General features: G+C 55.2%; 20 protein-coding genes. 13 read left to right on the top strand and 7 right to left on the bottom strand.

Annotated elements, in window-relative coordinates:
• Nucleotides 1-27: 27 nt before the first annotated feature.
• The 7 genes from fhuA to hrpB all read right to left on the bottom strand — a co-directional run bounded on the left by fhuA (nucleotide 28) and on the right by hrpB (nucleotide 12,809).
• A complete protein-coding gene (gene fhuA, locus L383_RS01415) occupies nucleotides 28-2,277 on the bottom strand; it encodes a ferrichrome porin FhuA (RefSeq protein ID WP_014882612.1) in 2,250 nt (749 codons plus the stop codon).
• Nucleotides 2,278-2,482: 205 nt separating this feature from the next.
• A complete protein-coding gene (locus L383_RS01420) occupies nucleotides 2,483-3,487 on the bottom strand; it encodes a fimbrial protein (protein ID WP_023332120.1) in 1,005 nt (334 codons plus the stop codon).
• 13 nt (nucleotides 3,488-3,500) lie between these two features.
• Nucleotides 3,501-5,978, bottom strand: a complete 2,478-nt coding sequence (locus L383_RS01425) for a fimbria/pilus outer membrane usher protein (RefSeq protein ID WP_023332119.1) — start codon at nucleotides 5,976-5,978, stop codon at nucleotides 3,501-3,503.
• A gap of 20 nt (nucleotides 5,979-5,998) precedes the next feature.
• Nucleotides 5,999-6,712 (bottom strand): fimbrial biogenesis chaperone, encoded by a 714-nt coding sequence (locus L383_RS01430; RefSeq protein WP_023332118.1) that lies wholly within the window; start codon nucleotides 6,710-6,712, stop codon nucleotides 5,999-6,001.
• Between the two features lie 42 nt (nucleotides 6,713-6,754).
• Nucleotides 6,755-7,327 carry a fimbrial protein gene (locus tag L383_RS01435; RefSeq protein ID WP_023332117.1) on the bottom strand — a complete coding sequence of 191 codons (573 nt, stop codon included), beginning with the start codon at nucleotides 7,325-7,327 and terminating at the stop codon, nucleotides 6,755-6,757.
• Nucleotides 7,328-7,671: 344 nt separating this feature from the next.
• A complete protein-coding gene (mrcB, locus tag L383_RS01440) occupies nucleotides 7,672-10,197 on the bottom strand; it encodes a bifunctional glycosyl transferase/transpeptidase (RefSeq protein ID WP_014882607.1) in 2,526 nt (841 codons plus the stop codon).
• 182 nt (nucleotides 10,198-10,379) lie between these two features.
• The gene (gene hrpB, locus L383_RS01445) at nucleotides 10,380-12,809 is read right to left on the bottom strand and encodes an ATP-dependent helicase HrpB (protein WP_023332116.1); all 2,430 of its coding nucleotides are present in this window, start codon (nucleotides 12,807-12,809) and stop codon (nucleotides 10,380-10,382) included.
• A gap of 73 nt (nucleotides 12,810-12,882) precedes the next feature.
• Here hrpB and thpR point away from each other — a divergent pair, with 73 nt between their 5' ends.
• The 13 genes from thpR (at nucleotide 12,883) to L383_RS01510 (ending at nucleotide 24,863) form a co-directional block, all read left to right on the top strand.
• Nucleotides 12,883-13,428 (top strand): RNA 2',3'-cyclic phosphodiesterase, encoded by a 546-nt coding sequence (gene thpR, locus L383_RS01450; RefSeq protein ID WP_023332115.1) that lies wholly within the window; start codon nucleotides 12,883-12,885, stop codon nucleotides 13,426-13,428.
• A complete protein-coding gene (sfsA, locus tag L383_RS01455) occupies nucleotides 13,428-14,132 on the top strand; it encodes a DNA/RNA nuclease SfsA (RefSeq protein WP_023332114.1) in 705 nt (234 codons plus the stop codon). Before thpR ends, sfsA begins: the two co-directional genes overlap by 1 nt.
• Nucleotides 14,133-14,308: 176 nt before the next feature.
• The gene (gene dksA, locus L383_RS01460; protein ID WP_001155232.1) at nucleotides 14,309-14,764 is read left to right on the top strand and encodes an RNA polymerase-binding protein DksA; all 456 of its coding nucleotides are present in this window, start codon (nucleotides 14,309-14,311) and stop codon (nucleotides 14,762-14,764) included.
• A gap of 59 nt (nucleotides 14,765-14,823) precedes the next feature.
• Nucleotides 14,824-15,714, top strand: a complete 891-nt coding sequence (gluQRS, locus tag L383_RS01465; RefSeq protein ID WP_014882603.1) for a tRNA glutamyl-Q(34) synthetase GluQRS — start codon at nucleotides 14,824-14,826, stop codon at nucleotides 15,712-15,714.
• Between the two features lie 42 nt (nucleotides 15,715-15,756).
• Nucleotides 15,757-17,154, top strand: coding sequence for a polynucleotide adenylyltransferase PcnB (gene pcnB, locus L383_RS01470; protein WP_072093610.1), 1,398 nt, complete (start codon nucleotides 15,757-15,759; stop codon nucleotides 17,152-17,154).
• Nucleotides 17,151-17,630, top strand: coding sequence for a 2-amino-4-hydroxy-6-hydroxymethyldihydropteridine diphosphokinase (gene folK / locus L383_RS01475; protein WP_014882601.1), 480 nt, complete (start codon nucleotides 17,151-17,153; stop codon nucleotides 17,628-17,630). The genes pcnB and folK overlap by 4 nt, the downstream gene beginning before the upstream one ends.
• Nucleotides 17,631-17,751: 121 nt before the next feature.
• Nucleotides 17,752-18,543 carry a 3-methyl-2-oxobutanoate hydroxymethyltransferase gene (gene panB / locus L383_RS01480; RefSeq protein WP_014882600.1) on the top strand — a complete coding sequence of 264 codons (792 nt, stop codon included), beginning with the start codon at nucleotides 17,752-17,754 and terminating at the stop codon, nucleotides 18,541-18,543.
• Nucleotides 18,544-18,554: 11 nt separating this feature from the next.
• Nucleotides 18,555-19,406, top strand: a complete 852-nt coding sequence (panC, locus tag L383_RS01485; RefSeq protein WP_014882599.1) for a pantoate--beta-alanine ligase — start codon at nucleotides 18,555-18,557, stop codon at nucleotides 19,404-19,406.
• Between the two features lie 32 nt (nucleotides 19,407-19,438).
• Nucleotides 19,439-19,819: an aspartate 1-decarboxylase gene (gene panD / locus L383_RS01490; protein ID WP_014882598.1), complete on the top strand. Its 381-nt coding sequence runs from the start codon at nucleotides 19,439-19,441 to the stop codon at nucleotides 19,817-19,819.
• A 333-nt stretch (nucleotides 19,820-20,152) separates the two neighbouring features.
• A complete protein-coding gene (locus tag L383_RS01495) occupies nucleotides 20,153-20,767 on the top strand; it encodes a fimbrial protein (RefSeq protein WP_023332113.1) in 615 nt (204 codons plus the stop codon).
• An 81-nt stretch (nucleotides 20,768-20,848) separates the two neighbouring features.
• Nucleotides 20,849-21,592 (top strand): fimbrial chaperone, encoded by a 744-nt coding sequence (locus L383_RS01500; protein ID WP_023332112.1) that lies wholly within the window; start codon nucleotides 20,849-20,851, stop codon nucleotides 21,590-21,592.
• A gap of 77 nt (nucleotides 21,593-21,669) precedes the next feature.
• The gene (locus L383_RS01505; RefSeq protein WP_023332111.1) at nucleotides 21,670-24,267 is read left to right on the top strand and encodes an outer membrane usher protein; all 2,598 of its coding nucleotides are present in this window, start codon (nucleotides 21,670-21,672) and stop codon (nucleotides 24,265-24,267) included.
• A 23-nt stretch (nucleotides 24,268-24,290) separates the two neighbouring features.
• Nucleotides 24,291-24,863 (top strand): fimbrial protein, encoded by a 573-nt coding sequence (locus tag L383_RS01510; protein WP_023332110.1) that lies wholly within the window; start codon nucleotides 24,291-24,293, stop codon nucleotides 24,861-24,863.

Here is a 24,863-nt window from a genome sequence, read left to right as displayed (position 1 = left end):
GCACGGCGAACCGTGCCCAAAGAGAGATTAGAAGCGGAAGGTCGCGGTGGCGACAACCTGACGTTCAGCACCCCAGAAGCAACCGTAGGTGTTAAAGCAGCTGGCAACATACTCGCGATCAAACAGGTTGTTCACGTGAAGTGCGACGTTCGAGCCTGCCATGCCCACGCGCGCCAGGTCGTATCTCACCAGCGCATCGACAACGGTGTAGCTGCCTACCGTGAAGGTGTTCGCCGGATCGCCTTTGCTGGAGCCGGTGTAACGCACGCCGGTACCCAGCGTCAGGCCGGACAGCGGGCCATCAAACAGCGTGTAATCGCCCCATACGGATGCCATGTGTTTAGGCACCTGAGCAGGCGTGTTGCCTTTGTAATTTGTATCGGTGGTGTATTCCGCATCGGTATAGGTGTAGGAACCGACAACGTTCACGCTCGCAGACAGCGCCGCTTTCGCTTCCAGCTCTACGCCACGCGCGCGGATTTCTCCCCCTTCAACCGAGAAGAACGAGCCAGCCGGGTCCGCCATCAGGTTGTTGGTTTTGGTCAGTTGGTACAACGCACCGGTGACAACGATCGGACGGTCATTCGGCACGTATTTCACGCCCGCTTCGTACTGCTTACCTTTAGACGGGGAGAACAGTTTGCCCTGAGCATCGGTCTGCGAAGCGGGCTCAAACGATTCGCTGTAGCTGAAGTACGGGGTTACGCCATTATCAAACAGGTAGTTAACACCACCACGCCAGGTGAACTGGGTATCATCACGTTTGGAGGTGGTATTCAACACGCGGTTATACGATTCCTGATCCGCCCAGTCATAACGGCCGCCCAGCGTAACCAGCACTTTATCCCACTGCGCCTGATCCTGAACGTACAGACCGGTCTGTTTCTGACGGTTGAGGATCTGATAAGGGCCGGAGGTCGCCGGATCTTTTGAACCGAAATCAAAATCGCTGTTCACCGGGTTGTAGAGATCCAGCAGCGGCACCGAGTCGTCATAGCCGAACCAGGAGTTGATGTCGTTACGCATGCGCATAAAGTCAACGCCGGTCAGCAGGATGTGGTCCACCTCACCGGTAGTGAATTTGCTTTGCAACTGGGTATCAACGGTGAAGTTCTGGAGCTTTTCATTATCGACAACGTATTTACGCGCCAGATAATGGCCTTTGTCAGCAGGGGCTAACGCGGCGCACTGTTTGTTGCCCGCATTCGCCGGGTCGGTACAGACGCCATAGCCGTAAACACTGTTTTGTGAGGTTTTATTCTCAGCAAAGCGCAGGTTCTGGCGTACGGTAAAGGTATCGTTGAATTCGTGATCGAAGCTGTATCCCACCATTTTCTGGTTGCGGGAATAGGTATTGTTCTTCGCGCCTTCATTGAAGTTCGTCGGCAGACGATCGCCGTTCGGCAGCGGATCAACCGTCCCCTCTTTTGGCAGCCAGCCGTAGTAGCCGGTTTCAGGCTCGTTCTGGAAGTAAGAGAGGAACGTGAAGGTAGTCTTATCATCCGGACGCCAGGAGAACGATGGCGCGATGGCGTAACGCTGCTCTTCCGCACGCTCCTGCTGAGCGTTATTAGAACGCGCAACACCCGTTAAGCGGTAAGAGTATACGCCGTCGTCGTCGATGGCATCGCTGAAGTCAAACCCGGTCTGGAACAGGCTGTCCGTACCGACTTTGAACTGGATTTCTTTCAGCGGCTCGGTGGTTGGGCGCTTGCTTACCATGTTCAGCAAACCGCCAGGGCTGCTTTTGCCGTACAGAACGGAAACCGGACCGCGCATGATCTCGGCGCGTTCCAGCATGTAAGGGTCGATTACCGCGTCGTTATAGAAGTTGCCCTGCATCTTCATGCCGTCGAGGTAGTTATTCTGGCTCTGGCCGTCGGCCGCAAAGCCGCGAATCACCAGATAGTCATAGGTATTCGACGCACCACGGGTGCCAACCGCCACGCCCGGCGTATAGCTCAGGGCTTCTTTTACCGAACGCGGCTGATGCAGCGCCATCTCTTCGGCGGTGACGACTGAAATAGACTGCGGCACCTTCTGAATTGGCGTATCGGTTTTCGTGCCGGTCGCGGATTGTCTTGCCGCGATAGTTGCCGCCGGTCCCCAGGCACTTTCCTGTGCCGCAGGCGCTGCGGTTACCGTAATGGTTTCTTCTTTTTTCGGGGTTTCGGCAGCATGTGCATAAGCCGACATGCCGGCAACCGCTGTGGCTACGACGACCGCGACTTTTCGCAGCGACGTGTTGATTGGCTGAGCAGTATTGGAAAGCGCCATGTTGTATCTCTGATGGAAAGGTTAATGATAACGTAAACGAGAATTATTATTATGAGCTCAAGAATAATAGGCGAAACGCCGGTTGCATAGCAAGCAATAAGCGGCCCTACGAGAATTGAGGGATTAAGAATTAACCAGATGAAAACAGGGGGTTAATGATGTTAGCGAAAGGATCGCCAAAACCCGCCGGAGCGGGCGGGAAGCATTAGCGGTAAAACAGCTCGAACGTGGCGACCGCCTCGACTTTTCCGGGTTTGACCTCCCCCGTTTTTACGTAGCGGGCCTTCAGGGGGATCTCTGCGGGCACCTTGTCCTGCGTAGCGGATATCGCAGTATAGGTCTGGTCAAACTGAAGGACGGTATCGTTGCTGTCGAGAATTTGAATCCCCAACCCTTGTGCGGCAGCATCACCGGATGCAATGCCCAAAATCGAGCCGTTGGTCACCCCCGTCGACCCCGTGCGGGTGAACTGATAGTCAATCTTTGTTCCCGCCGCGCAGTCGTTTATTGCAATCTTAAAACCACCGTCAGTCAGTATCTCTGAGTATTGCCCGTCAAAATCCTGAGAATTGACCGTTTTGAGAGGAACAAAAATGTTACGGTCAACCAGATTACAGGTATTGGTCGTAATATGGACGCTGGTGGGCGAAAAACGCATTTCACCGACCACGACACCGCCGAGCGTATCCTGCGAGGTCAGGCGCGAGGTATCCAGCATCCCGTCCTGGACCTGGCCGATGACCACCAGTTGAGCGGCGGCCCGAAAGACGTGGGTGCCATCAGACCCGCCATGTTTGTAGCCATAATACTGCCAGGGACGAATGAGGTCCTCCTCTATATAGTCGGGCAACCGTTCGCTTGACGCCGCCGCACGGATGCCAATCCCCGGCACGTTGGTTTTATAGACTCCCGGCAGAACGTCCTCACGCGCGTCGGCATCCGTCAGGGTCAAATAACCGCGCCGGATTTGCGCGTCAGCTCCGCCACAGTGCACCGTAATTTCATTGGATTCGACGGCATTGTCATAAATTACGGTCCCCACAGGGGTATCGGGATCGAGCATAAAGACCGCTGGAAGCTGAAAGGTAACAATGCCGCCAGATCCATCCCCGCCGCTGAAAGTACATTGAGCAAATGCCGGATGTACCCGCACGGCGGCGACCAGCAGTACGGCAGAGATAACGGTTCTCACCAGAATAGTCACGCGCATTTTCTCTCCAGCCTCATTGGCAATTGACCGCGGTATTAATGATTCCCTCGCCATTGTCATCGGGTAAATCGATGACGCCATGACACTGTTCGTCGCCCGCCTCTCCCCACTGCGCGCTGAACGATGTGTGTCCGTTAAGCCCTGAGAGGTAGACCTCGCCATCATCCCCGACAATCGCGGTGGTGTTATCAAGCGCCACGATGGCACCAAACGGCACTGGTTTACCCTGATGACGCAGAGTGACCAGCGCGCGACGCCCAACGCGGGCCTCGAAGTTCGCCAGTATCGCTGCGCCTTTTGTCGGCACGAGATCTAACGTTGCCGCGTCAATATCAATATCGCTGCGTTCCTGCGTGTTTACCGTGAGGGTGTTGTGTCGGTAAGCGGTAAGCGACGGCACGATGGCATTACCAAACGCATCGGTATAAATGCCGCGGCCGCTCTGAACGTTGACATCCTCTCCGTCGTTGATGTGTACAATCGCGAAAGCGTCCCGCACGGGCTGCCCCAGCGTAACGCCCTGACCGTGAGCCACGATGGATCCCTGAGCGTTATAGTTCCACTGGCGGTTATCCCCGCCGTAGCTGTACCCCATGCCAACTTCGCCGGACGAGCCGCGATAGCGCCCGGATACGCTGCCGCCATAGCCCGTATCTTTGTTGGCGTAGGTCTGCTGGAGGTTATAGCTCAGCTTGTTATCCTCAAGCGCGGTCCCCCCGATCCCCACCTGGTGCGAGACATACCCGCCGCTTGCGGTATTTACGCTGTAGTTTGCCCACGCGTTAGAGAGCCAGTGCGATAACGGGATATTGACGTTCAGCGCCAGTTGCCGATCGGAATCGGCATCTGGCGTGCGGGTCAGGTTGTAGCTTATCGACCAGGTAATATCCCGCCAGCTGGAGCTCAGCCCGGCGCTGACGCTGCGCTCGTGGCCGTCCATATCCCAGTAATCCTGCTGATAGCCGTTAAGATACGCCGAGCCCCAGTCAGAAAGCCGCTGGGAAAGGTTTACCTGCATGCGGCTTCGGCGGTTGTTGGTTCTGCGATAGGTATAAATGCCGTCATCAATCTCGCTGTCGCGCTGATCGATAGCCTCCTGAAAGGTATAAAACCCGGAGGTGGAATAGCGGTAGCTGGCAAGCGTGACGGTGGTATCTGTGTCGGGAATATCTTTTGAATACTGCGCTCGCCATGAAAGTCCATTTGCGTCATCACGTCCGTCATCAAAGGCGGTTCTCGCGGTGGTGATATCCACCGAGGCTGAGCCCAGATGACCCAAATCCGCGCCAACCCCCAGCAATAGTGCATGATACATCGACGCACCCTGAGCGCCGGTGTAGGCCGTCACGCCATACGGCAGGCCATAAATAGCCGTACCTTGCACAAAGGTGGGCTCATCTTCCCCTTCATTGCCGCGATAACGCCCGGCCGCCAGCGAATACTTAAACCCGCCCTCACGCTGGAGGACCGGCACCGACGCGCTGGCCTGTATGAAGCTATGCTCCGAGCCATCCGCCTCTTCAACGGTGACTTCCAGATCCGCGCCGGAGGCGACCTGGCTTAAATCACGGATCTCAAATGGCCCCGGCGAGACGTTGGTTTGATAAAGGGTGTAGCCGTTTTGCTTAATGGTGACTTTTGCATCGCTGTTGGCAATCCCCCGCACGACTGGCGCAAACCCCTGCTGGCTGACCGGTAGCATCGCCGTATCCGTTTCCAGCGTCAGGCCGGTCATCTGCACGCTGTCGAACAGCTCGCTGTTGGTGTACGTCTGGCCCAGTTCAAGCTGGCTTTTCAGCGCTTTGATATCGCGCTGCAGGGTGGTGGCGATGGCTTCCCAGCCCGAAGAGTCACTCCAGGTACTGTTGTTGCGCAGCCGCCACGCGCCCAGATTAAGACCCGATGTCAGGCCAAGCCAGGTTGATGAGGTTTGGCCCGTGCTGTAATGCTGCTGAGAACCGCTGAGCTGATAGCTTGTCCAAGCCGCCGGAGCACCGTCATCCCAGAATTTCGGGTTAATGGCGCCCGCAGCCGCGCGGTTGCGGTAGGCCTGGGGAATGACCAGCGTCAGGGTCTGGTTATCCTGATTGTAATCGTAGCGAGCATGTTCGATAAAATGGGAGATATCCCGACTGCAGGCCGCATCGTCCATATCTTTGAGATCCGGCACCGCGTCGACGTTCACGCCGAATTCACGCAGATCCGCTTTGGTCAGCTCCGGCAGAAGCTGCTGCTTATCGTCAGAAAGCACATAGGTGACCTCGCGTTTATCCACGACGTCCCGATCCCACATGATGGTGGTCAGATAGCGCCCTGCCAGCAAGCCGTTATCATTAATGAAGTTTTTGAGCGTAGCGGTATTTTCCAGCGGCGTATCCAGCTCAAGGATCCGCAGGTTGAATTCGTCATCAGCCCACGCAGGCGGGATCGCGACGAACAGCGCGAGCACGATCCCGGACCATACCTGTTTTTGGCGAAAGGGAGAGGACATAGCATTCCAACACGATCCCGTTAAAGGGCCTGCTTGCGCTGAGGGGTTTGCGCCCCAAAATCATTGATTGCCGTCCAGGTCACCGCACCCGTCGCCCCTTTTGGCAACGCAAAATGCTGCTCGCTAAACGGTGCAACCATCATCGAAATAGCCCCCGGCGTGGTTTCGGTCTCTTTCACCGGTACGCTTTTCCCGCCCACGGCCAGCTCGCCAAAGGAGACGTAAAACGGTGTGGGGTTGTTGGCAATAAGCGTGTCGCCCTGACGACGGAACGTGATTTTTTCATCCGCCACCAGCGCATCGGCCTCTTTTAACTGAGACGGGCGCCAGAAAAGCTTCAGCCGCGTTTTCATCGCGAACTGCAGGGTATTTTTCTCTTTCAGCTCAGGCGACAGCGCGGAGACCGATTTCACATTCGCCAGGAACAGCGATTCACGGTCTGATGGCAGGCTTTTTTTATCGCCAGTAAAAATAACGTGTAAAAGGGTTTGACGATTTTCCTGCAGCTTATAAACAGGAGGGGTAATAACGAAGGGCGCTTTTGCATTATTGACATAGCTGACCCAGCTTTGTACCAGATAACGCGTATGGGGATCTTTATTTTTAAGGGCTATTTGTACTTCAGCTTTATTTGATGGATAAATAATACGAGTACCACCCAGAACCACGCTGGCCTGCGCTGACAGACAAGAAATAATTAAACAACCACATAACAATTTAAATAAAGTCTTCATACAACGTTCCAAAAGGCAGCCATAAAGGCTGCCAGTAATGACTTAGCGATAGACAACCTCGAAAGTTGCCGAAGAAGAATAGCGGCCTGCGGTGGGTGCAGTATCACCAATCTGAATCACCTTCGCGATGTAGTTAAAGACTGACGCATTTGTTCCCGTCGCATCGTTAGCCACATCCGTTCCCGTCGAAGGCAGGGAGCCATCAAATACCACATCGTCTTTCGTGCCGTTTTCATTGCTGACGATGATGCCAACGTTGGTGGCATTACCGGCGCCGCTGAGGTCGTTCTTCAGACGTTTATGCGCGGCATCCGTTGTCGTTCCGCTGAATTTGAGGTTGAGTTTGGCAACCAGCGGGTCACATTTTTTCACTTCAATATTAAACGTTTTGCTGGTGCCCACTGCGCCATCAGTGCCAAAGTCCGACGCATAGGTATCGGGGAACGTGACGGTTGACGAGGTCGTACCGGAGCCATCAACATTAATTTCACAGGTGTCGGCCACCACTTTCCCGGCAAAGTTCACCGTGCCAGAATCGTTTCCGGCAAATGCTGGCAGAGACAGCGCTGCCATTATGCTTGCAGCCAAAAATGAAGAAAGAACATACTTACTCATAATCATATCCTTATATATATCGATGCAGTCATCCATTCCCGCCCCAATACTGTGCGTCAGAATGTTATTTAAGCGCTCATATCACTCATACAGGGGTAATTAACCCAGCCATGTTTCAGGAAAGCCTGTGATTCCTTGAGGCGATTAAATCAGATCATTCTTACCAGTGTCCAGATAGCCTAAAAACCTCCTGCACATAATGGCGCACAAGACTATGTTTTAAATAAAAAATAATGAATCTTAGGAATTCTTAATTTTGAATTAACTTTTTTTAAAGGATTGCGGACTGTAAACAATAAAAAAGGCCGCTTTAAAATAAAGCGGCCTTTTATTCAGGGAATTAATTAATTCCCGCCAAACATGTCCTTAATCCAGCCGGCTACGCCATCGCTGTCTTTCTTCTCATTCTGCTGCTGCGGCTGTTGTTGCTGCGGCTGCTGAGGCTGAGAAGATTGATCGAACGGGTTGCCCGTTGGCTGTTCAGGCTGGCTCTGCTGGCAGAGGGAGTCCGGATTGGTGGTCCAGACCGGCAGGGTACGCATCCCACCGCCGCAAACAAAGTTACCGGAACCGTCCACGCCCATATCGACGATATCTTCCGGCGCAACCAGGTTCAGCGGCACCGGAGACTGATTCGCCAGATAGCGCTGGTAAATCGACATCGCCCCGCTTGCACCGTACAGCTTGGTTGGCTGGTTGTTATCACGGCCTACCCAGGTGATCACCACTTCACGGCCATCAATACCGGCAAACCAGGTATCGACGTTGTTGTTGGTGGTCCCGGTTTTACCCGCCAGATGCAGACCCGGATATTTCGCCCCCAGCTGACGGCCAGTACCGCGCTGCACAACCTGCTGCATGGTCCACAGCGTCATATAGGCCGCCTGCGCAGGCACCGCACGTTCTGCCTGTGGGAAGCTCTGATACAGCACGGATCCATCCTCGGCAATCACCGAGCGCAGGGCCGAAAGCGGCGCACGGTTACCGCCGCTGGCAATGGTCTGGAACGCCTGTGCCACTTCGATCGGCGTCAGGTTAAGTGCCCCCAGAATCATCGCCGGAACCGGATGCAGCTGATCTTTCGACACGCCCAGTTTCTGCCAGGTGTCGACAATCGCAGGCAGGCCCAGCGCCATACCGAGGTTAACCGTGGGGACGTTCATGGAACGGGTCAACGCATCCACCAGCATAACCTGGCCGCTGAACTGTTTATCATCGTTCTGCGGGGACCAGACCTGACCGTTAGGCTGACGCAGTGAGATTGGCGCATCGGCAATCCAGGTGTTCAGACGATACAGATTCGGCTGACTCAGGGCGGTGAGATAGGTCGCCGGTTTTGCCAGAGAACCAATCGAACGACGCGCCTGCATGGCACGGTTATAGCCCGCATACTGCGGCTCGGCACCGCCCACCATCGCGCGTACTTCGCCAGTGTTGCGGTCAACCACCACCATGGCGGTTTCCAGATCGCTCAGCTTGCGCTGTTTCTTCAGTGCCGGAATACCTTCCACCGCGGCTTTTTCTGCTGCATCCTGGGCCACGGAGTCAAAGGTGGTGAAGATCTTCACGCCGGAGAGATCTTTGACCTTATCACCGAGCTTGCTTTGCAGCTCCTGACGCACCATTTGCATAAACGCAGGCTGAGGAGAGATCACCCCACCGCGCGGCTGCACGCCAAGCGGACGCGCGCTCAGCATGTCGTACAGTTCCTGATCGATCACCTGCTGTTGTTGCAGCAGACGCAGGACCAGGTTACGACGCTCCAGCGCCAGTTTCGGGTTACGCCACGGGTTGTAGATGGACGCCCCTTTCACCATGCCCACCAGCAATGCCTGCTGGTCAAGGCTCAGCTCTTCCACCGGGCGGCCAAAGTAGTACAGGCTTGCCAGCGGGAAGCCGCGGATTTCGTTATCGCCGCTCTGACCGAGGTAAACCTCGTTCATGTACAGCTCAAGAATACGATCCTTGCTGTAACGCGCATCCATCAGCACGGCCATGTACGCTTCGTTGGCTTTACGCCAGTAGGAGCGTTCGCTGGAGAGGAACAGGTTCTTCACCAGCTGCTGAGTCAGCGTACTCGCCCCCTGCACGGTACGACCCGCGGTCAGGTTCGCCAGTACCGCACGGCCGATAGAGTAAAGGCTGATGCCGTCGTGCTCGTAGAAGTGACGGTCCTCGGTTGCCAGCAGCGTATCCACCAGCAGATCCGGGAAGCCGTTACGCGCTACAAACAGGCGCTGCTCGCCGTTAGCCGACGAGAGCATGGTGATCAGACGCGGATCGAGACGGAAGAAACCGAACTGACGGTTGTTATCCATGTTCTCGATGGTATCCAGACGATCGCCGTCAAAGGTCAGACGCGCGCGCACCTGCCCCTCTTTGCTGTCCGGGAAGTCGAACGGACGGCGGATCATCTCAATGCTTTTCGCCTGAACGGTAAATTCGCCAGGGCGCGTCATCTTCGACACCTGACGATACTGGGTCGCTTCCAGCAGTTTCACCATCTCGTTCTTACTGATGGACATATCTGGCTCAAGGTTCACCATACGGCCATACACTGCCGCAGGTAACTGCCAGACTTTACCGTCGATACGGCTGCGGATCTTCTGATCCAGATAAACGCCGTAAATCGCCATCAGCACAACAAAAACAATGAACAGCTTCAGCAGCAGCCAGAACCAGCCGCGTTTGCCCCGAGGCTTGCGCCCTTTGCCTTTTCCTTTACGCGGCATCGGTTCTTCATCCTCATAATCGTCTTCATAGTCATCGTCATAGTCCTCATCTCTGAGGCGACGACGGCTTACCTTTTCTTTCGCCGGACGCGTGGGTTTTCCCTTACGTCCTATTGGCTCGCGGTCATTCCCCGCCATGCTTTTTCTCCGCAACGTTCAGGCGCAAAGGCCCGATTCTCATTTCTTCCACTGACCTGTGAAAGAAGAAATCTCTCAAAATTAGTTTTCTCCCTCTCCCCGTGGGAGAGGGCCGGGGTGAGGGCATCAGGCCGCACAATCCAGCCCGCACAATCCAGGCCGCACTCCCCTCTTCCCCTGATTCACGAATACTTCTTCGTCCGCCGTGTCGGCGCCGTATTCGCCGGATCGTCCGGCCAGACGTGTTTGGGATAGCGCCCTTTCATCTCTTTCTGCACGTCCCGGTAACTTCCCGCCCAGAACGCGCCCAGATCGCGGGTGATCTGCAGCGGACGCTGCGCAGGCGACAGCAGCTCAAGCACCAACGGCACACGCCCTTCTGCGATAGACGGTGTGGTGGCTTCACCAAACATCTCCTGCATCCGTACCGCCAGCGCCGGAGGATTATCCTCATGATAACGAATGGCAATCCGGCTCCCGGTGGGCACAGTGTAATGCCCAGGCAGCTCACTATCCAGACGTTGACGTAATGACCAGTCCAGTAAATTCTGTAACGCGGTCTTAACATCAAGCGCCTTGAGCGCACGCAAGGAGTGTACGCCGCTCATTTGCGGCAGTAGCCAGTGCTCAAGCGTAGCCAGCAGCGTCTCATCATCCACCGCTGGCCAGCCGTGTTCCGGCAGCCACTTCGCGGCGCAGTGCAGGCGTATACGATACTGTTCAGCTTCCGGCGTCCAGTTCAGTACGCTCAGCCCTTTTTCCCGGATGCCGTTCAGCATCGCCTGGTGTAACTCTTCTTCTGACGGCTTCGCCAGCAGTTTCGTCCCGAGCGTCAGTTTGCCAATCTGACTGCGGCGAAACGCCTTTAGCGTGCCCTGAGTCTCATCCCATTCCACGATATCGGACTGCTGCAGCAGCTGCGGACAAGCGCGGGTCAGCGCATCAATGTCTACGGCAAACGCCTGTAAAATACGTGCGTCAGGAGAGTGGCTCCCCTGAAGCAAAAGCGGGGCAATCAGCCATTCGTGACGCGTTAACGCATCATCGCTGTCCAGCATCGCCCCCATGCCGTTTGCCAGCTGATAGCGCTCGTCCAGCCCGCGGCGGCGGGCAATTCTGTCCGGGAAGGCCTCTGACAGCAGGGAGGCAATTTTATCGCTGTCAGGTGAACCGCCCCGGCTATTCAGGCGTTTGGCCAGCTGCTGCGCCCGCTGCTGCCAGTTCCCCTGATTACGCGAAAATGCCTGTCCCAGATCGCTAGTGCCACCGCGCGGCGGCTCCTCAAGGATAGCCGCCAGCCTTGCCGCCGTGGCAATTTCATCGTTCCCCTGCGCGGCCACCAGCATAGCAGCCAGACGCGGATCGTTACCCAGCGCCGCCATTTTCTGCCCGCGCGCCGTCAGACGCTCGCCTTCCAGCGCGCCAAGCTGAGTCAGCAGGCTGCGCGCCGCCGTGAGGTTAACCGCTGGCGGAGGGTTGAGCCATGTGAGCTGGGCAGGATCAGGACAGCCCCATTGCAGGAGATCCATCACCAGGCCAGACAAATCACTTTGTAAAATTTCTGGCGTGCTTTGCTGTGCGGCACGCTCAGCTTGCTCCGCGCTGGTCAAATGCAGACAAATGCCCGGCGCAAGACGCCCGGCACGGCCCGCACGCTGGATCATCGACGCCTGGCTGAGGCGCTGCGTGAGCAGCTTAGTCAGCCCGGTGCGCGGGTCAAAACTGGCCACCCTCTCCTGGGCGCTATCCACCACCAGGCGAATGCCTTCGATGGTCAAACTGGTTTCCGCGATATTGGTCGCCAGCACCACTTTGCGCTGCCCCGCCGGGGCGGGAAGGATCGCTTTACGCTGATCGGCCAGCGACAACGCGCCATAGAGCGGACACAGAATAATGTCGCTACTCACCCGTGATGCCAGTTGCTCCTGTACGCGCTGGATTTCTCCCACACCGGGTAAAAATAGCAGCAGCGACCCCGGCTCCTGACGAAGCAGTTCAGCCGTGGCGACAGCCACCGCTTCGTCAAAACGCTGATGGGCAGGTAGCGGCTGATAGCGCCGCTCCACCGGGAATGCACGACCTTCGGAGGCAATCACTGGGGCATCAGGCAGCGTCTGCTGCAGCCGCGCGTTATCCAGCGTCGCCGACATAATGAGCAGCCGTAGGTCGTCGCGCAGCCCCTGCTGGACGTCCAGCAACAGCGCCAGGGCCAGATCCGCCTGCAGGCTGCGTTCGTGGAATTCATCCAGGATCACCAGCCCCACGCCGGTCAGTTCCGGATCGTTTTGCAGCATGCGGGTGAGAATGCCCTCGGTAACCACTTCAAGGCGCGTGGACGGGCCAACGCAGGTTTCGGCACGCATCCGATAACCTACCGTTTCGCCCGGTTTTTCGTTCAGCAGTTCCGCCAGTCGCTGCGCCACGTTGCGTGCGGCGAGCCTGCGCGGCTCCAGCAGGATGATTTTTCCGGCAATCTTCCCTTCTTTGAGGATCTGTAGCGGCAGCCAGGTGGATTTGCCCGCCCCCGTAGGCGCGTTAAGCAAAACCTGCGGGGCGTGGTGTAAGGCGGCAAGAAGCTCGGGAAGGACGACGGCGACCGGCAATGAGGACACTAACAGCTCCAGAGGGTTAACATTAGTCGGCGTACATTGTAGCATCGGCGCATATCATTACCGAGTCCCCCGTATGTCTGAGTCAAAACGACTGTTTTTTGCCATTGAGCTGCCCGCCCCTGTTCAGCGGCAAATCGTTCGCTGGCGCGCTGAACATTTTCCACCGGAAGCAGGTCGGCCCGTTGCGGCCGCGAACCTGCATCTGACGCTGGCATTCCTGGGCGACGTAAGTGCCGGGAAACAGCGGGCGTTAGCCGCCATGGCCGGGCGGATTTCTCAGCCGCCGTTTACGCTGCACCTCGACGATGCAGGGCAATGGCTACGTTCGCGCGTGGTCTGGCTGGGCACGCGCCAGCCACCGCGCGGATTATTGCAGCTGGCGAATATGCTGCGCGCGCAGGCGGCGCGCAGCGGCTGTTATCAGAGCCCGCAGCCATTTCATCCGCATATCACGCTGCTGCGCGATGCCGGTCAGGCCGTTGCCCTCCCGGCCCCGGGTTTTCACTGGGCTTTCCCGGTCAATGCATTCGCGCTTTATGAATCTGTCTTTGCTCAAGGACGCACACGCTATACGCCGCTACAGCGCTGGACGCTGGGCGACACGATGAAGGAATCCTGATGAAGTTTAGCCCTGCACTCCAGCCCGCCACGCTGATCCAACGCTACAAACGCTTCCTCGCCGACGTGGTGACACCTGAGGGGAAAACGCTCACTCTGCACTGCCCCAACACCGGAGCCATGACCGGTTGCGCCACGCCGGGTGACACGGTCTGGTATTCCACTTCAGAAAATACTAAACGCAAATATCCCCATACCTGGGAAATAACTGAGACACAAAGTGGGGCATTTATTTGCGTTAATACCCTGCGCGCCAATCAGCTGGTTAAGGAAGCGCTGACCCATGGCACTATTCCCGAACTGGTGGGTTATGGTACGCATAAAAGTGAAGTGAAATATGGCGATGAAAGCAGCAGAATTGACTTCATGTTACAGGCGGAAGACAGGCCGGAGTGCTATATTGAAGTAAAATCAGTGACGTTAGCGGAACAGGAAAATGGCTACTTCCCGGATGCGGTTACGCTACGTGGACAGAAGCACCTGCGGGAGCTAATGAGTGTTGCGGCGGCGGGCAAACGCGCCGTACTGCTGTTTGCGGTACTGCATTCAGCCATTGAACGGTTCTCCCCTGCCCGTCATATTGACCCTAAATACGCGCAATTGTTGAATGAGGCACAAAAGCAGGGGGTAGAGGTTTTCGCTTATAAGGCGGAACTTTCTGCCGATAATATGACTCTGAGATCCTCTCTTCCCATTGTCTTATAAGGGATTAGACGATTGATGATTATGTGTTCTGGCCGCGTGCGCAAATACGCTTTTCCTCACAGGCTTGTCAAGTGTTACGTTTAGATAATTGCCATACGGAAAAGCATCTGCTATTTATAGCGACCTGATTTTTCCCCCAACACGGGGATCGATAGTGCGTGTTAAGGAGAAGCAACATGCAAGAAGGGCAAAACCGTAAAACATCGTCCCTGAGTATTCTCGCCATCGCTGGGGTGGAGCCGTATCAAGAGAAACCGGGCGAAGAGTATATGAACGAAGCCCAGCTGTCGCACTTCAAGCGTATTCTTGAAGCATGGCGTAATCAACTCAGGGATGAAGTCGATCGCACCGTTACGCATATGCAGGATGAAGCTGCAAACTTCCCGGATCCGGTAGACCGTGCCGCTCAGGAAGAAGAGTTCAGCCTCGAACTGCGTAACCGTGACCGCGAACGCAAACTGATCAAAAAGATCGAGAAAACGCTGAAAAAAGTCGAAGACGAAGATTTTGGCTACTGCGAATCGTGCGGTGTTGAAATCGGTATTCGTCGCCTGGAAGCGCGTCCAACCGCCGATCTGTGCATCGACTGTAAAACACTGGCCGAAATCCGCGAAAAACAGATGGCCGGTTAATACCAGCGCTGTTTACCCACTCCAAAGGCGGGAGTCTCTCCCGCCTTGTTAACGTTGATATGTCTGAATCACACTATATCGGGCGCTTCGCGCCATCTCCCTCCGGTGAATTACACTTCGGCTCATTAATTGCCGCGCTCGGCAGCTACCTGCAGGCTCGCGCCAGCCAGGGCAAATGGCTCGTCCGCATAGAAGATATTGACCCGCCGCGTGAAGTTCCCGGTGCTGCAGAGACCATACTGCGTCAGCTGGAACATTACGGCCTGCACTGGGACGGCGAGGTTCTCTGGCAGTCAAAACGCCACGAGGCGTATCGGGAGCGTCTGGCCTGGCTCGCTGAGCAAGGGCTTTCCTACAACTGCACCTGCACCCGCGCGCGTATCCAGAGCGTTGGCGGCGTCTATGACGGGCACTGCCGCACGCTCAATCATCCCCCGGAGAACGCCGCCGTGCGCCTGCTGCAACGTGCGCCCGTCACCCGTTTCCACGATCTGCTCTCCGGAGAGATCCGTGCCGATGAACGTCTGGCGCGCGAAGATTTTATTATTCACCGTCGTGATGGTCTGTTTGCTTATAACCTGGCCGTGGTCGTCGACGACCATTTCCAGGGCGTCACGGAAATTGTGCGTGGGGCAGACCTGGTCGAACCTACCGTGCGGCAAATATCGCTGTATCAGCAGTTTGGCTGGACGGTACCGGGTTATCTTCATTTGCCGCTGGCGGTCAATGCGCAGGGCATTAAACTGTCCAAGCAAAACCACGCCCCAGCCCTGCCAGACGGCGATCCGCGTCCTGTTTTGATCGACGCGCTGCGATTTCTCAACCAAAATGTAACCCACGAATGGCAGGATCTGCGTATTGACGAACTGCTGAAAATGGCCATCGCGCAATGGACGCTCACGGCGGTGCCAAAAATCCAGCATTCTCAAATGCGTTGCGCTGAGCTATGATTAGCCGCTTTTTTCATAACAAAACACACTACGAGGTGTACCATTTTTACCCGAGTCGCTAATTTTTGCCGTAAAGTGCTAAGCCGCGAAGAGAGCATGGCGAACGATGCTATTGCACAGCCACACATGTCGGTTATTCCGCGTGAGCAGCACACTATTTCCCGCAAAGATATCAGTGAAAATGCCCTCAAGGTGCTCTATCGTCTGAATAAAGCGGGCTACGAGGCCTATCTCGTTGGCGGTGGGGTGCGTGATTTACTGCTGGGCAAAAAACCAAAAGATTTCGACGTGACGACCAGCGCCACGCCTGAGCAGGTGCGCAAGTTATTCCGTAACTGTCGTCTTGTTGGCCGCCGTTTCCGTCTTGCTCACGTCATGTTTGGGCCAGAAATTATCGAAGTGGCGACCTTCCGCGGCCACCACGAAGCGGGCGCATCCGATCGCACGACCTCCCAGCGCGGCCAGAACGGTATGTTGCTGCGTGACAATATTTTCGGTTCTATCGAAGAAGATGCCCAGCGCCGCGACTTCACCATCAACAGCCTCTATTACAGCGTGGCGGATTTCACCGTGCGTGATTACGTGGGCGGTATGCAGGACCTGAAAGAGGGCCTGATCCGCCTGATCGGCACGCCAGAAACGCGTTATCGCGAAGATCCTGTGCGTATGCTGCGTGCCGTGCGTTTCGCCGCCAAGCTCAACATGCGCATCAGCCCGGAGACGGCAGAGCCGATCCCGCGTCTGGCGACGCTGATCAACGACGTGCCGCCTGCCCGTCTGTTTGAAGAAGCGCTGAAGCTATTGCAGGCTGGCTACGGGTTTGAAACCTACAAGCTGCTGCGCGAATACAACCTGTTCCAGCCGCTGTTCCCGACCATTACGCGCTACTTCACCGAAAACGGTGACAGCCCGATGGAGCGCATGATTGCGCAGGTGCTGAAAAATACCGACACCCGCATCCAGAATGACATGCGCGTGAACCCGGCATTCCTGTTTGCGGCGATGTTCTGGTATCCCCTGCTGGAAACCGCGCAAAGAATTACTCAGGAGAGCGGCCTGGCCTATTACGATGCCTTCGCGCTGGCCGCAAACGACGTGCTGGACGAAGGGTGCCGTACGCTGGCGATCCCGAAACGTATTACCACGCTGGTGCGCGACATCTGGCAGCTTCAGCTGCGCATGTCCCGTCGCCAGGGCAAACGCGCCTGGAAACTGATGGAACATCCAAAGTTCCGCGCCGCGTTCGATCTGCTGTCCCTGCGTGCGGAAATTGAACGCAATCAGGAGCTGCAGCGTCTGGCGCAGTGGTGGGCTGAATTCCAGGTTTCCGCTCCGCCGGAACAGAAGGATATGCTGACCGGGCTGGATGAAGAGCCCGCACCGCGTCGCCGTCATCGTCGTCCGCGCAAACGTGCGCCGCGTCGTGAAGGTTCAGCATGACACTCGCCTGTATCGCCATCGGCAGTAACTTAGCCTCTCCGCTGGAGCAGGTTAACGCTGCCGTAAAGGCGCTGGGCGAGATTCCGCAAAGCCGGATCGTCGCCGTCTCGTCGTTTTATCGTACCCCGCCGCTCGGCCCACAGGATCAGCCTGATTATCTGAACGCTGCCGTGGTGCTGGAAACAGCCCTTGATGCAGAAGCGCTGCTGGATAATACCCAGCGCATTGAGCTCCAGCAGGGCCGCGTGCGCAAAGCCGAACGCTGGGGACCGCGCACCCTCGATCTCGACATCATGCTGTTTGGCCAGGAGGTGATTCATACCGATCGCCTCACCGTACCGCATTATGATATGAAAAATCGCGGATTTATGCTCTGGCCGCTCTTTGAAGTCGCCCCCGATATCACCTTCCCGGACGGTACCTCGTTAAAGACCGTTCTGGACAACCTGAACGCGGAAAAACCCGCTCGCTGGTAAACCTCTCCCCCACCGGTTGGCCGCTAAATAATTGTGGTTAATCGGTTGCCTAAAATCATTGTTCCCCGGAATGTTACTGTTAGAATGCGCAAAGATTCGCTTTGGGCTATCAGGAAACAGTATGAAACCAACCACCATCTCCTTACTGCAGAAATGCAAACAGGAAAAAAAACGCTTCGCCACCATCACCGCGTATGACTACAGCTTCGCCAAACTGTTTGCCGAAGAGGGTATCAACGTCATGCTGGTCGGAGATTCGTTAGGGATGACGGTACAAGGACATGATTCCACCCTGCCGGTCACGGTTGAGGATATTGCTTACCATACCCGCGCCGTGCGCCGCGGTGCGCCAGCCTGCCTCCTGCTTTCCGATCTGCCGTTTATGGCCTATGCCACACCGGAGCAGGCATTCGAAAACGCGGCGGCGGTCATGCGGGCCGGGGCCAATATGGTCAAAATTGAAGGCGGAGCCTGGCTGGTGGATACGGTGAAGATGCTCACCGAACGCGCCGTGCCGGTGTGCGGCCATCTGGGCCTGACGCCACAGTCCGTCAACATCTTTGGCGGCTACAAGGTGCAGGGCCGTGGCGATGCGGCACAGACGCTGTTTGATGATGCCCTGGCGCTGGAAGCTGCAGGCGCGCAATTGCTGGTACTGGAGTGCGTGCCTGTTGAACTGGCGAAACGTATCACTGAAGCGCTGTCGATTCCGGTGATTGGTATTGGTGCTGGCAACGTGACCGACGGGCAAATTTTAGTGATGCACGACGCCTTTGGTATTACCGGTGGGCATATCCCGAAATTTGCGAAAAATTTCCTTACCGAAGCGGGCGACATGCGCGCCGCGGTCAGGCAGTATATTGCCGACGTTGAATCCGGTGTTTACCCGGGTGAAGAACACAGTTTCCATTAAGGAGTCTCGTTGTGCTAATCATTGAAACCCTGCCGCTGCTTCGCCAGCACATCCGTCGCGCGCGTCAGGAAGGTAAACGTATCGCACTGGTCCCGACCATGGGCAACCTGCATGACGGCCATATGAAGCTTGTCGACGAAGCAAGAGCCCGTGCAGATATCGTGGTGGTCAGTATCTTCGTAAACCCCATGCAGTTTGACCGCGCAGACGACCTGGCGCGCTACCCGCGTACCCTGCAGGAAGACTGCGAGAAGCTCAAAAAGCGTCAGGCGGACATTGTTTTCGCGCCGTCTCCGGCAGACGTTTATCCTCAGGGAACCGGCGAAGCAACCTACGTGGACGTTCCGGGAATTTCGACCATGCTGGAAGGCGCCAGCCGTCCGGGCCATTTCCGCGGCGTCTCCACCATCGTCAGCAAATTGTTTAACCTGGTGCAGCCGGATATCGCCTGCTTCGGCGAGAAAGATTTCCAGCAGCTGGCGCTGATCCGCAAAATGGTGGCGGACATGGGATATGATATTGAGATTGTAGGCGTGCCGATCGTGCGCGCTAAAGACGGGCTGGCGCTCAGCTCCCGCAATGGCTATTTGACCGCCGAGCAGCGTAAAATCGCCCCCGCGTTAAGCAAGGTCATGAACAGCATGGCAGAACAGCTTCTGGCGAAAGCATTAACCGCAGAAGAGATTATTGCTCTTGCGGAACAGGCGCTGAACGACAAAGGTCTCCGGGCTGACGATGTACAAATCCGCGATGCTGATACGCTGCTCGAACTTGCAGAGACAAGCAAACGTGCGGTAATTCTGGTGGCGGCATGGCTTGGCCAGGCTCGCCTGATTGACAACAAAGTGGTTGAGCTGGCGTAGTTTTTCTACCCGGAAGATGAAAGGTAAACGTAATGATTCGCAAAATGCTGCAAGGTAAGCTTCACCGTGTGAAAGTGACTCAGGCAGACCTGCACTATGAAGGCTCCTGCGCCATTGACCAGGATTTCCTCGACGCGGCGGGTATTCTTGAGAACGAAGCGATCGATATCTGGAACGTCAATAACGGCAAACGCTTCTCTACCTATGCAATTGCCGCCGAACGCGGGTCCAAAATCATCTCCGTCAACGGCGCGGCAGCACACTGCGCAGAGGTGGGCGATATCGTGATCATCGCCAGCTTCGTGATGATGTCTGACGAAGAAGCGCGTCGCTGGCAGCCAAAAGTGGCCTATTTTGAAGGCGATAACGAAATGAAGCGCACGGCGAAAGCTATTCCTGTTCAGGTCGCCTGATTTCTTTTCCCTGGACTCATTTTTATCCTATTCACTATCAAAATGAGTCCAGTCTTTTTTGCGCAAGCCGCGATCAATTATAGCGCATTTAATAGAATTTAAATAAATAACCAAAGAAATCTCAGAGAATTATATTATATAATTCTCAAATCATAATTCCCACCCATTAAGAAAAACTTAAACCAACCTGCAGTTTTAATCACCCCCCTTGACTAGTCTTATCCTAAATAAATCTCTAGAATTCGCCACGAAATAACATTTCAGACTTTAAATCAATAGTTCTTCAAAAAATTATTGATTTAAATGTATTAACTTCAAAATATGGATATTGGTATGTCTTTTAAAAAAGTTAGCATGGGTATGGCAATTGCACTGGCTCTGAGCGCAGGTTCCGCAGTTGCAGCAACGGCTTCAAATGACACGGGTACGATTACTTTCCACGGCATGGTGTCTAACACCACCTGTAAAGTTTCTCTGGATCAGAAAATTGACCAGAGTGGTAACGATTTCGATGTCACCCTGGACACCGTATCTGTTGCTGATTTTGGCACCACTGCTCTGGGTACTACCAGCACCCTGGGCCAGAAAAAATTCAACCTGGCGCTGACCGGTTGTGATACTGCTACCGTGGCTAAAGCATCTGCACAGTTCAACTCCTGGGCAGGTTCTTCTTCTACCGAAGGCGGCCTGCTGGTTCCACCTGCGAACGCTCAAGGTGCAGCGAAAAACGTTAACCTCGTGCTGAGCAACGATGGCAACACCAAAACCGATCTGGTGAAAATCGACCAGACTAACAACACTCAGCAGGCAACTGTTGATACAAGCGGCGCGGCTAAGCTGTACTACAAAGTAGCTTATACCCAGGGCCAGGGTTGGGATCAAACCACTAACCCAGTATCAGCAGGTACCGTGCAGGCGCAAGTTGCCTTCACCATGATGTACGAATAAACCTGTTTGTTTTTTTAGTTTTAATTAATCCCCCGCTTAAGGGGGATTATTCGTATCATTCCAACAGGAAGTGGGAAAAATATGTTTAACGCATCCGTAATTAAAGGATTAAAGACCGCGCTGTTTACTACGGCTGTATTTGCAGCATCACACGCCAGTGCCGATATCGTTATTTCTGGCACCCGCATTGTTTACCCTGAATCATCAAAAGACGTCATCGTTAACCTGGATAACCGTGGTGCAAAACCTCTGCTGGTTCAGTCCTGGCTGGACGACGGTCGCGACGAAAAAAGCCCGGAAGAACTTAAGCTCCCGTTCGTGATCACCCCGCCAGTTTCACGTATCGACCCTAAGCAAGGTCAGTCTTTGCGCATCACCTACATGGGTCAGTCGCTGCCAAAAGACCGCGAATCGTTGTTCTGGTTTAACGTATTAGAAATTCCGCCAAAACCTAAAAATGCCAACGCCGAAAATACAAACCAGCTTCAGCTGGCGTTCCGCACCCGCATTAAATTCTTTTTCCGTCCAGACGGACTGAAAGGCTCAGCGCTGGAAGCCGCCGACCATGTCACCTGGACCATGAAGAAAGACGGCAACGGCGTCAGCCTCGTCGCCCATAACGAGTCCCCGTACAACGTAGCGATTTCAATGGTCAAACTTAAGTCGGGCCAAAAGACCTATGAGGTAGCCCACCAGTCTGTTCTGCCTTTCAGCGAGAAAGCCATGCTGGTCAAAGGATTAACCACCACCACAACCGGCAAAGTGGCATACGAAACAATTAACGATAACGGTGGGGTCGACAACCACGAAACCACGCTGAAGTAATTTGCCACCCGACAACATAACAATAGATAGCATGAGCTCTGCGGATATGTTTATCCGCACTGATAAATGGATGTGCCATGGTGTTCCGACGTTCTCTTTTATGCCTTGCGATCGGCACGGCATTCCCCTTACATGTTTGTGCAGACAGTCACGCAGCTAATGACACCGCGCAGGAAAACGAAGATGCGGTCGAATTTAACGAACAGTTTCTTCTCTCAAGAAGCACAAATATTGACGTAAGCCGCTTTGCGCATGGTAACCCGGTGGCGCCGGGTACGTACCGTACCAGGGTCAATTTAAACGGCACGTTAAAATCGACGGTTGACATTATCTTTAAAGATAACGGGACGCCGCGCGCGACACCCTGTATTACGAGGCTTTTGCTCTCGCAGTCCGGTGTGGATACCCGCGCACTCGGAGACGAGCTGGACGACGACGACAACGAGACCTGCATCGATGTAAAAAAATTCTATCCTGAAGCGTCGGTCAACTACGACAGTGCTAAGCAGGTGTTGAACCTCAACTTCCCGCAAATTTACGTGGTTAAGCGCCCGTTAGGCTATGTCGACCCGTCCCTTTGGGATAACGGCATTCCGGCGGCGCTTCTGTCTTACGATCTCAACGGCTGGCACAGCGAAAACAGCGGTTCAACCTCTGAAAGCGCCTATGCGGGCCTGCGCTATGGTCTCAACATGGGACCATGGCGCCTGCGATCGCGCGGCAGTCTGAACTGGGATAAAGACAACGGCACGCACTACAGCAGCCAGGATATTTATCTTCAGCGTGACATCACCTCTCTTGACGCGCAATGGGTACTCGGTGACTCCTTTACCAACGGAGAAGCCTTCGACTCCTTGAGCCTGCGCGGAACACGTCTGTATAGCGACGAACGTATGCTGCCAAACGGTTCAACGGGGTATGCACCGGTGATTCGCGGCGTGGCAAACAGCAATGCCAAAGTCAGCGTCACGCAGAGCGGCAATAAAATTTATGAGACCTCGGTACCGCCGGGCGCGTTTGAGATCAACGATTTGAGCACCACGGGCTACGGTAACGATCTGCTGGTCACCATTGAAGAGGCGGACGGCAGCAAGCGCACGTTCACGGTGCCGTTCTCGTCCGTGACCCAGATGCTACGCCCTGGATCCTCACGCTGGGACGTTGGCATGGGTGAACTGAACGACGACTCGCTGATCGACAAGCCCCAGGTAGGCTACGGTACGCTCTACTACGGCCTCAACAATACCTTCACGGGCTATGCTGGCGCCCAGTACACCGACATGGATTTCTATGCAGGCATCCTCGGCCTGGCAATGAACACCCCCATCGGTGCTTTCGCGCTGGACATCACCCAGTCGCACGCGGATATCGAAGACCTGGGCACGCGCAGTGGGCAGAGTTATCGTCTGACATACAGTAAGCGCATTGAAGCCACGAACACCTCGTTCAACGTGGCGGCCTATCGCTTCTCTACCGAAGACTATCTGAGCCTGAACGATGCCGCGCAACTGCGTAACAGCATCAAACAGCAGAACTATGCCAACCGTAGCTATGAGTCAAATACGGCTCTTTACGATGACTACCAGCGTACTAAAAACCAGATCCAAATCAGCCTCAACCAGCCTCTGAGGGCGGCTGAAAAGGATTACGGTTCGCTGTACGTCAGCGGAACCTGGCAAGATTACTGGAACGGGGAAGGCTCTAACTCTAACTACAACGTGGGCTACAACAACAGCTTCGCCTACGGTAGCTATAGCCTGTCGTTACAGCGGACTTACGACCAGCGCGGTCAACAGGATGACAGCGTTTACCTCAGCCTGAGCGTGCCGCTGAGCGTCTTCTCGCAGGACAACTCGCGTTTAGCTGGGTTCTCGAACGTCAACATGGGCCTGCGTTCCGATCTTAAAGGCGGTACTAACTTCAACAGCTCCGCGAGTGGCAACACTCAGGATAACAAGGTCAGCTACTCCGTAAGTACGTCGTCCAGCAGCGGTAACTACGGCAACCTGAACCAAATCAGTGGTTATAGCTCGCTAAATAGCAGCTATGGTCCGCTCGGCGTTTCCGCCTCGTTTGGTGACGACAATAGCAAGCAGTTCTCCGCCTCTTACAGCGGCGGGATGGTCGCACACGCGGGCGGTATCGCCTTCGCACCGGGCAGCATTGGCGATAACGATGCCATCGCGGTAGTCAAGGCCAGCGGTGCGAAGGGCGCGGGTGTGGGCTACGGCGCAGGCACAATTGACGACTCCGGCTACGGCATTCTGCCGTATATGTCCGCGTATCGGGAAAACCGGGTTTCGCTGGATATCAGGACCCTCGAAAACGACGTTGAAGTGAAAAATACCACCACCACCACCGTACCGCGCAGCGGTTCTGTCGTGCTGGTGAATTTTGAAACCGACGAAGGACGTTCGGTCGTTCTTGAGCTTAAGCGTAACGATAACGGCTTTATTCCACTGGGCGCTGACGTGCTGAATGAAAAAAATGAATCGGTGGGTTCCGTGGGCCAGGCCGGTCAGGCCTATGTTCGCGGTATCGAGAACAGCGGCGCGCTCCGCGTGGTCTGGAGCGGTGACAAGGACGGTTCCTGCACAGTGCGCTATCAGCTGAAACCCGATTTAGAGAAAGCCGGGCTCATTACCCTCCTCAATAACCAAACATGTGAAATGTAATCAGGGAAATTAAGAGAAATCATATGAAAAAGATGCTTCTCAGCCTGTCTGTCATTGTCATGACAGCGCTGACGCTTTCAGGGACGGCACACAGTACCGATCTTACGGTTAACTTTACCGCCAACCTTCGTGAAACGACCTGTGATATGAAGCTGGTTGGCGGCTCAGGTTCCAATACCGAGCAGACGCTTAAAATCGGAGACTCACAGGGCAAAATCCGTCTCGACCAGGTGCAGGCCGGTACAGCGACAGCTGAATTCAAGCTGGCCATCGTTGAATGTCCGTCCTCGCTGAGCGACCTGAAAACCACGGTGAAGGGTACGCAGAACACCGATCTGTTAACGGGTGTAAGTAACTCGAAAACGACCGCCAGCGGCGGTGCAGATTATGCAGCCGTCACCATTGCCCGTGCATCCGCCCCGGACGCACCGTTCACCATTAACTCGACCAACGATGCTCAGCGTCTGGTCTGGTCCGCGGCGGAAATCACCAGCAAGGAAATCCCCCTGGTGGCGACTCTGAAAGAAACCCAAACCGGCAAAATGACCACAGGCGATTTCGAAGCCATAGTGACGTTTGAATTCAGCTACGAATGA

Source organism: Enterobacter sp. MGH 37 (assembly GCF_000534515.1).
GTDB classification, from domain to species: Bacteria; Pseudomonadota; Gammaproteobacteria; order Enterobacterales; family Enterobacteriaceae; genus Enterobacter; species Enterobacter kobei.
Note: the sequence above shows the minus strand (reverse complement) of the source record. Positions and strands in the feature narration are given on the sequence as shown.

Excerpts from the sequence above, each read along its gene's own strand:
- fhuA (WP_014882612.1), bottom strand. The coding sequence starts at position 2,277 with ATGGCGCTTTCCAATACTGCTCAGCCAATCAACACGTCGCTGCGAAAA.
- L383_RS01420 (WP_023332120.1), bottom strand. The coding sequence starts at position 3,487 with ATGCGCGTGACTATTCTGGTGAGAACCGTTATCTCTGCCGTACTGCTG.
- L383_RS01425 (WP_023332119.1), bottom strand. The coding sequence starts at position 5,978 with ATGTCCTCTCCCTTTCGCCAAAAACAGGTATGGTCCGGGATCGTGCTC.
- L383_RS01430 (WP_023332118.1), bottom strand. The coding sequence starts at position 6,712 with ATGAAGACTTTATTTAAATTGTTATGTGGTTGTTTAATTATTTCTTGT.
- L383_RS01435 (WP_023332117.1), bottom strand. The coding sequence starts at position 7,327 with ATGAGTAAGTATGTTCTTTCTTCATTTTTGGCTGCAAGCATAATGGCA.
- mrcB (WP_014882607.1), bottom strand. The coding sequence starts at position 10,197 with ATGGCGGGGAATGACCGCGAGCCAATAGGACGTAAGGGAAAACCCACG.
- thpR (WP_023332115.1), top strand. The coding sequence starts at position 12,883 with ATGTCTGAGTCAAAACGACTGTTTTTTGCCATTGAGCTGCCCGCCCCT.
- sfsA (WP_023332114.1), top strand. The coding sequence starts at position 13,428 with ATGAAGTTTAGCCCTGCACTCCAGCCCGCCACGCTGATCCAACGCTAC.
- dksA (WP_001155232.1), top strand. The coding sequence starts at position 14,309 with ATGCAAGAAGGGCAAAACCGTAAAACATCGTCCCTGAGTATTCTCGCC.
- gluQRS (WP_014882603.1), top strand. The coding sequence starts at position 14,824 with ATGTCTGAATCACACTATATCGGGCGCTTCGCGCCATCTCCCTCCGGT.
- folK (WP_014882601.1), top strand. The coding sequence starts at position 17,151 with ATGACACTCGCCTGTATCGCCATCGGCAGTAACTTAGCCTCTCCGCTG.
- panB (WP_014882600.1), top strand. The coding sequence starts at position 17,752 with ATGAAACCAACCACCATCTCCTTACTGCAGAAATGCAAACAGGAAAAA.
- panD (WP_014882598.1), top strand. The coding sequence starts at position 19,439 with ATGATTCGCAAAATGCTGCAAGGTAAGCTTCACCGTGTGAAAGTGACT.
- L383_RS01495 (WP_023332113.1), top strand. The coding sequence starts at position 20,153 with ATGTCTTTTAAAAAAGTTAGCATGGGTATGGCAATTGCACTGGCTCTG.
- L383_RS01500 (WP_023332112.1), top strand. The coding sequence starts at position 20,849 with ATGTTTAACGCATCCGTAATTAAAGGATTAAAGACCGCGCTGTTTACT.
- L383_RS01505 (WP_023332111.1), top strand. The coding sequence starts at position 21,670 with ATGGTGTTCCGACGTTCTCTTTTATGCCTTGCGATCGGCACGGCATTC.
- L383_RS01510 (WP_023332110.1), top strand. The coding sequence starts at position 24,291 with ATGAAAAAGATGCTTCTCAGCCTGTCTGTCATTGTCATGACAGCGCTG.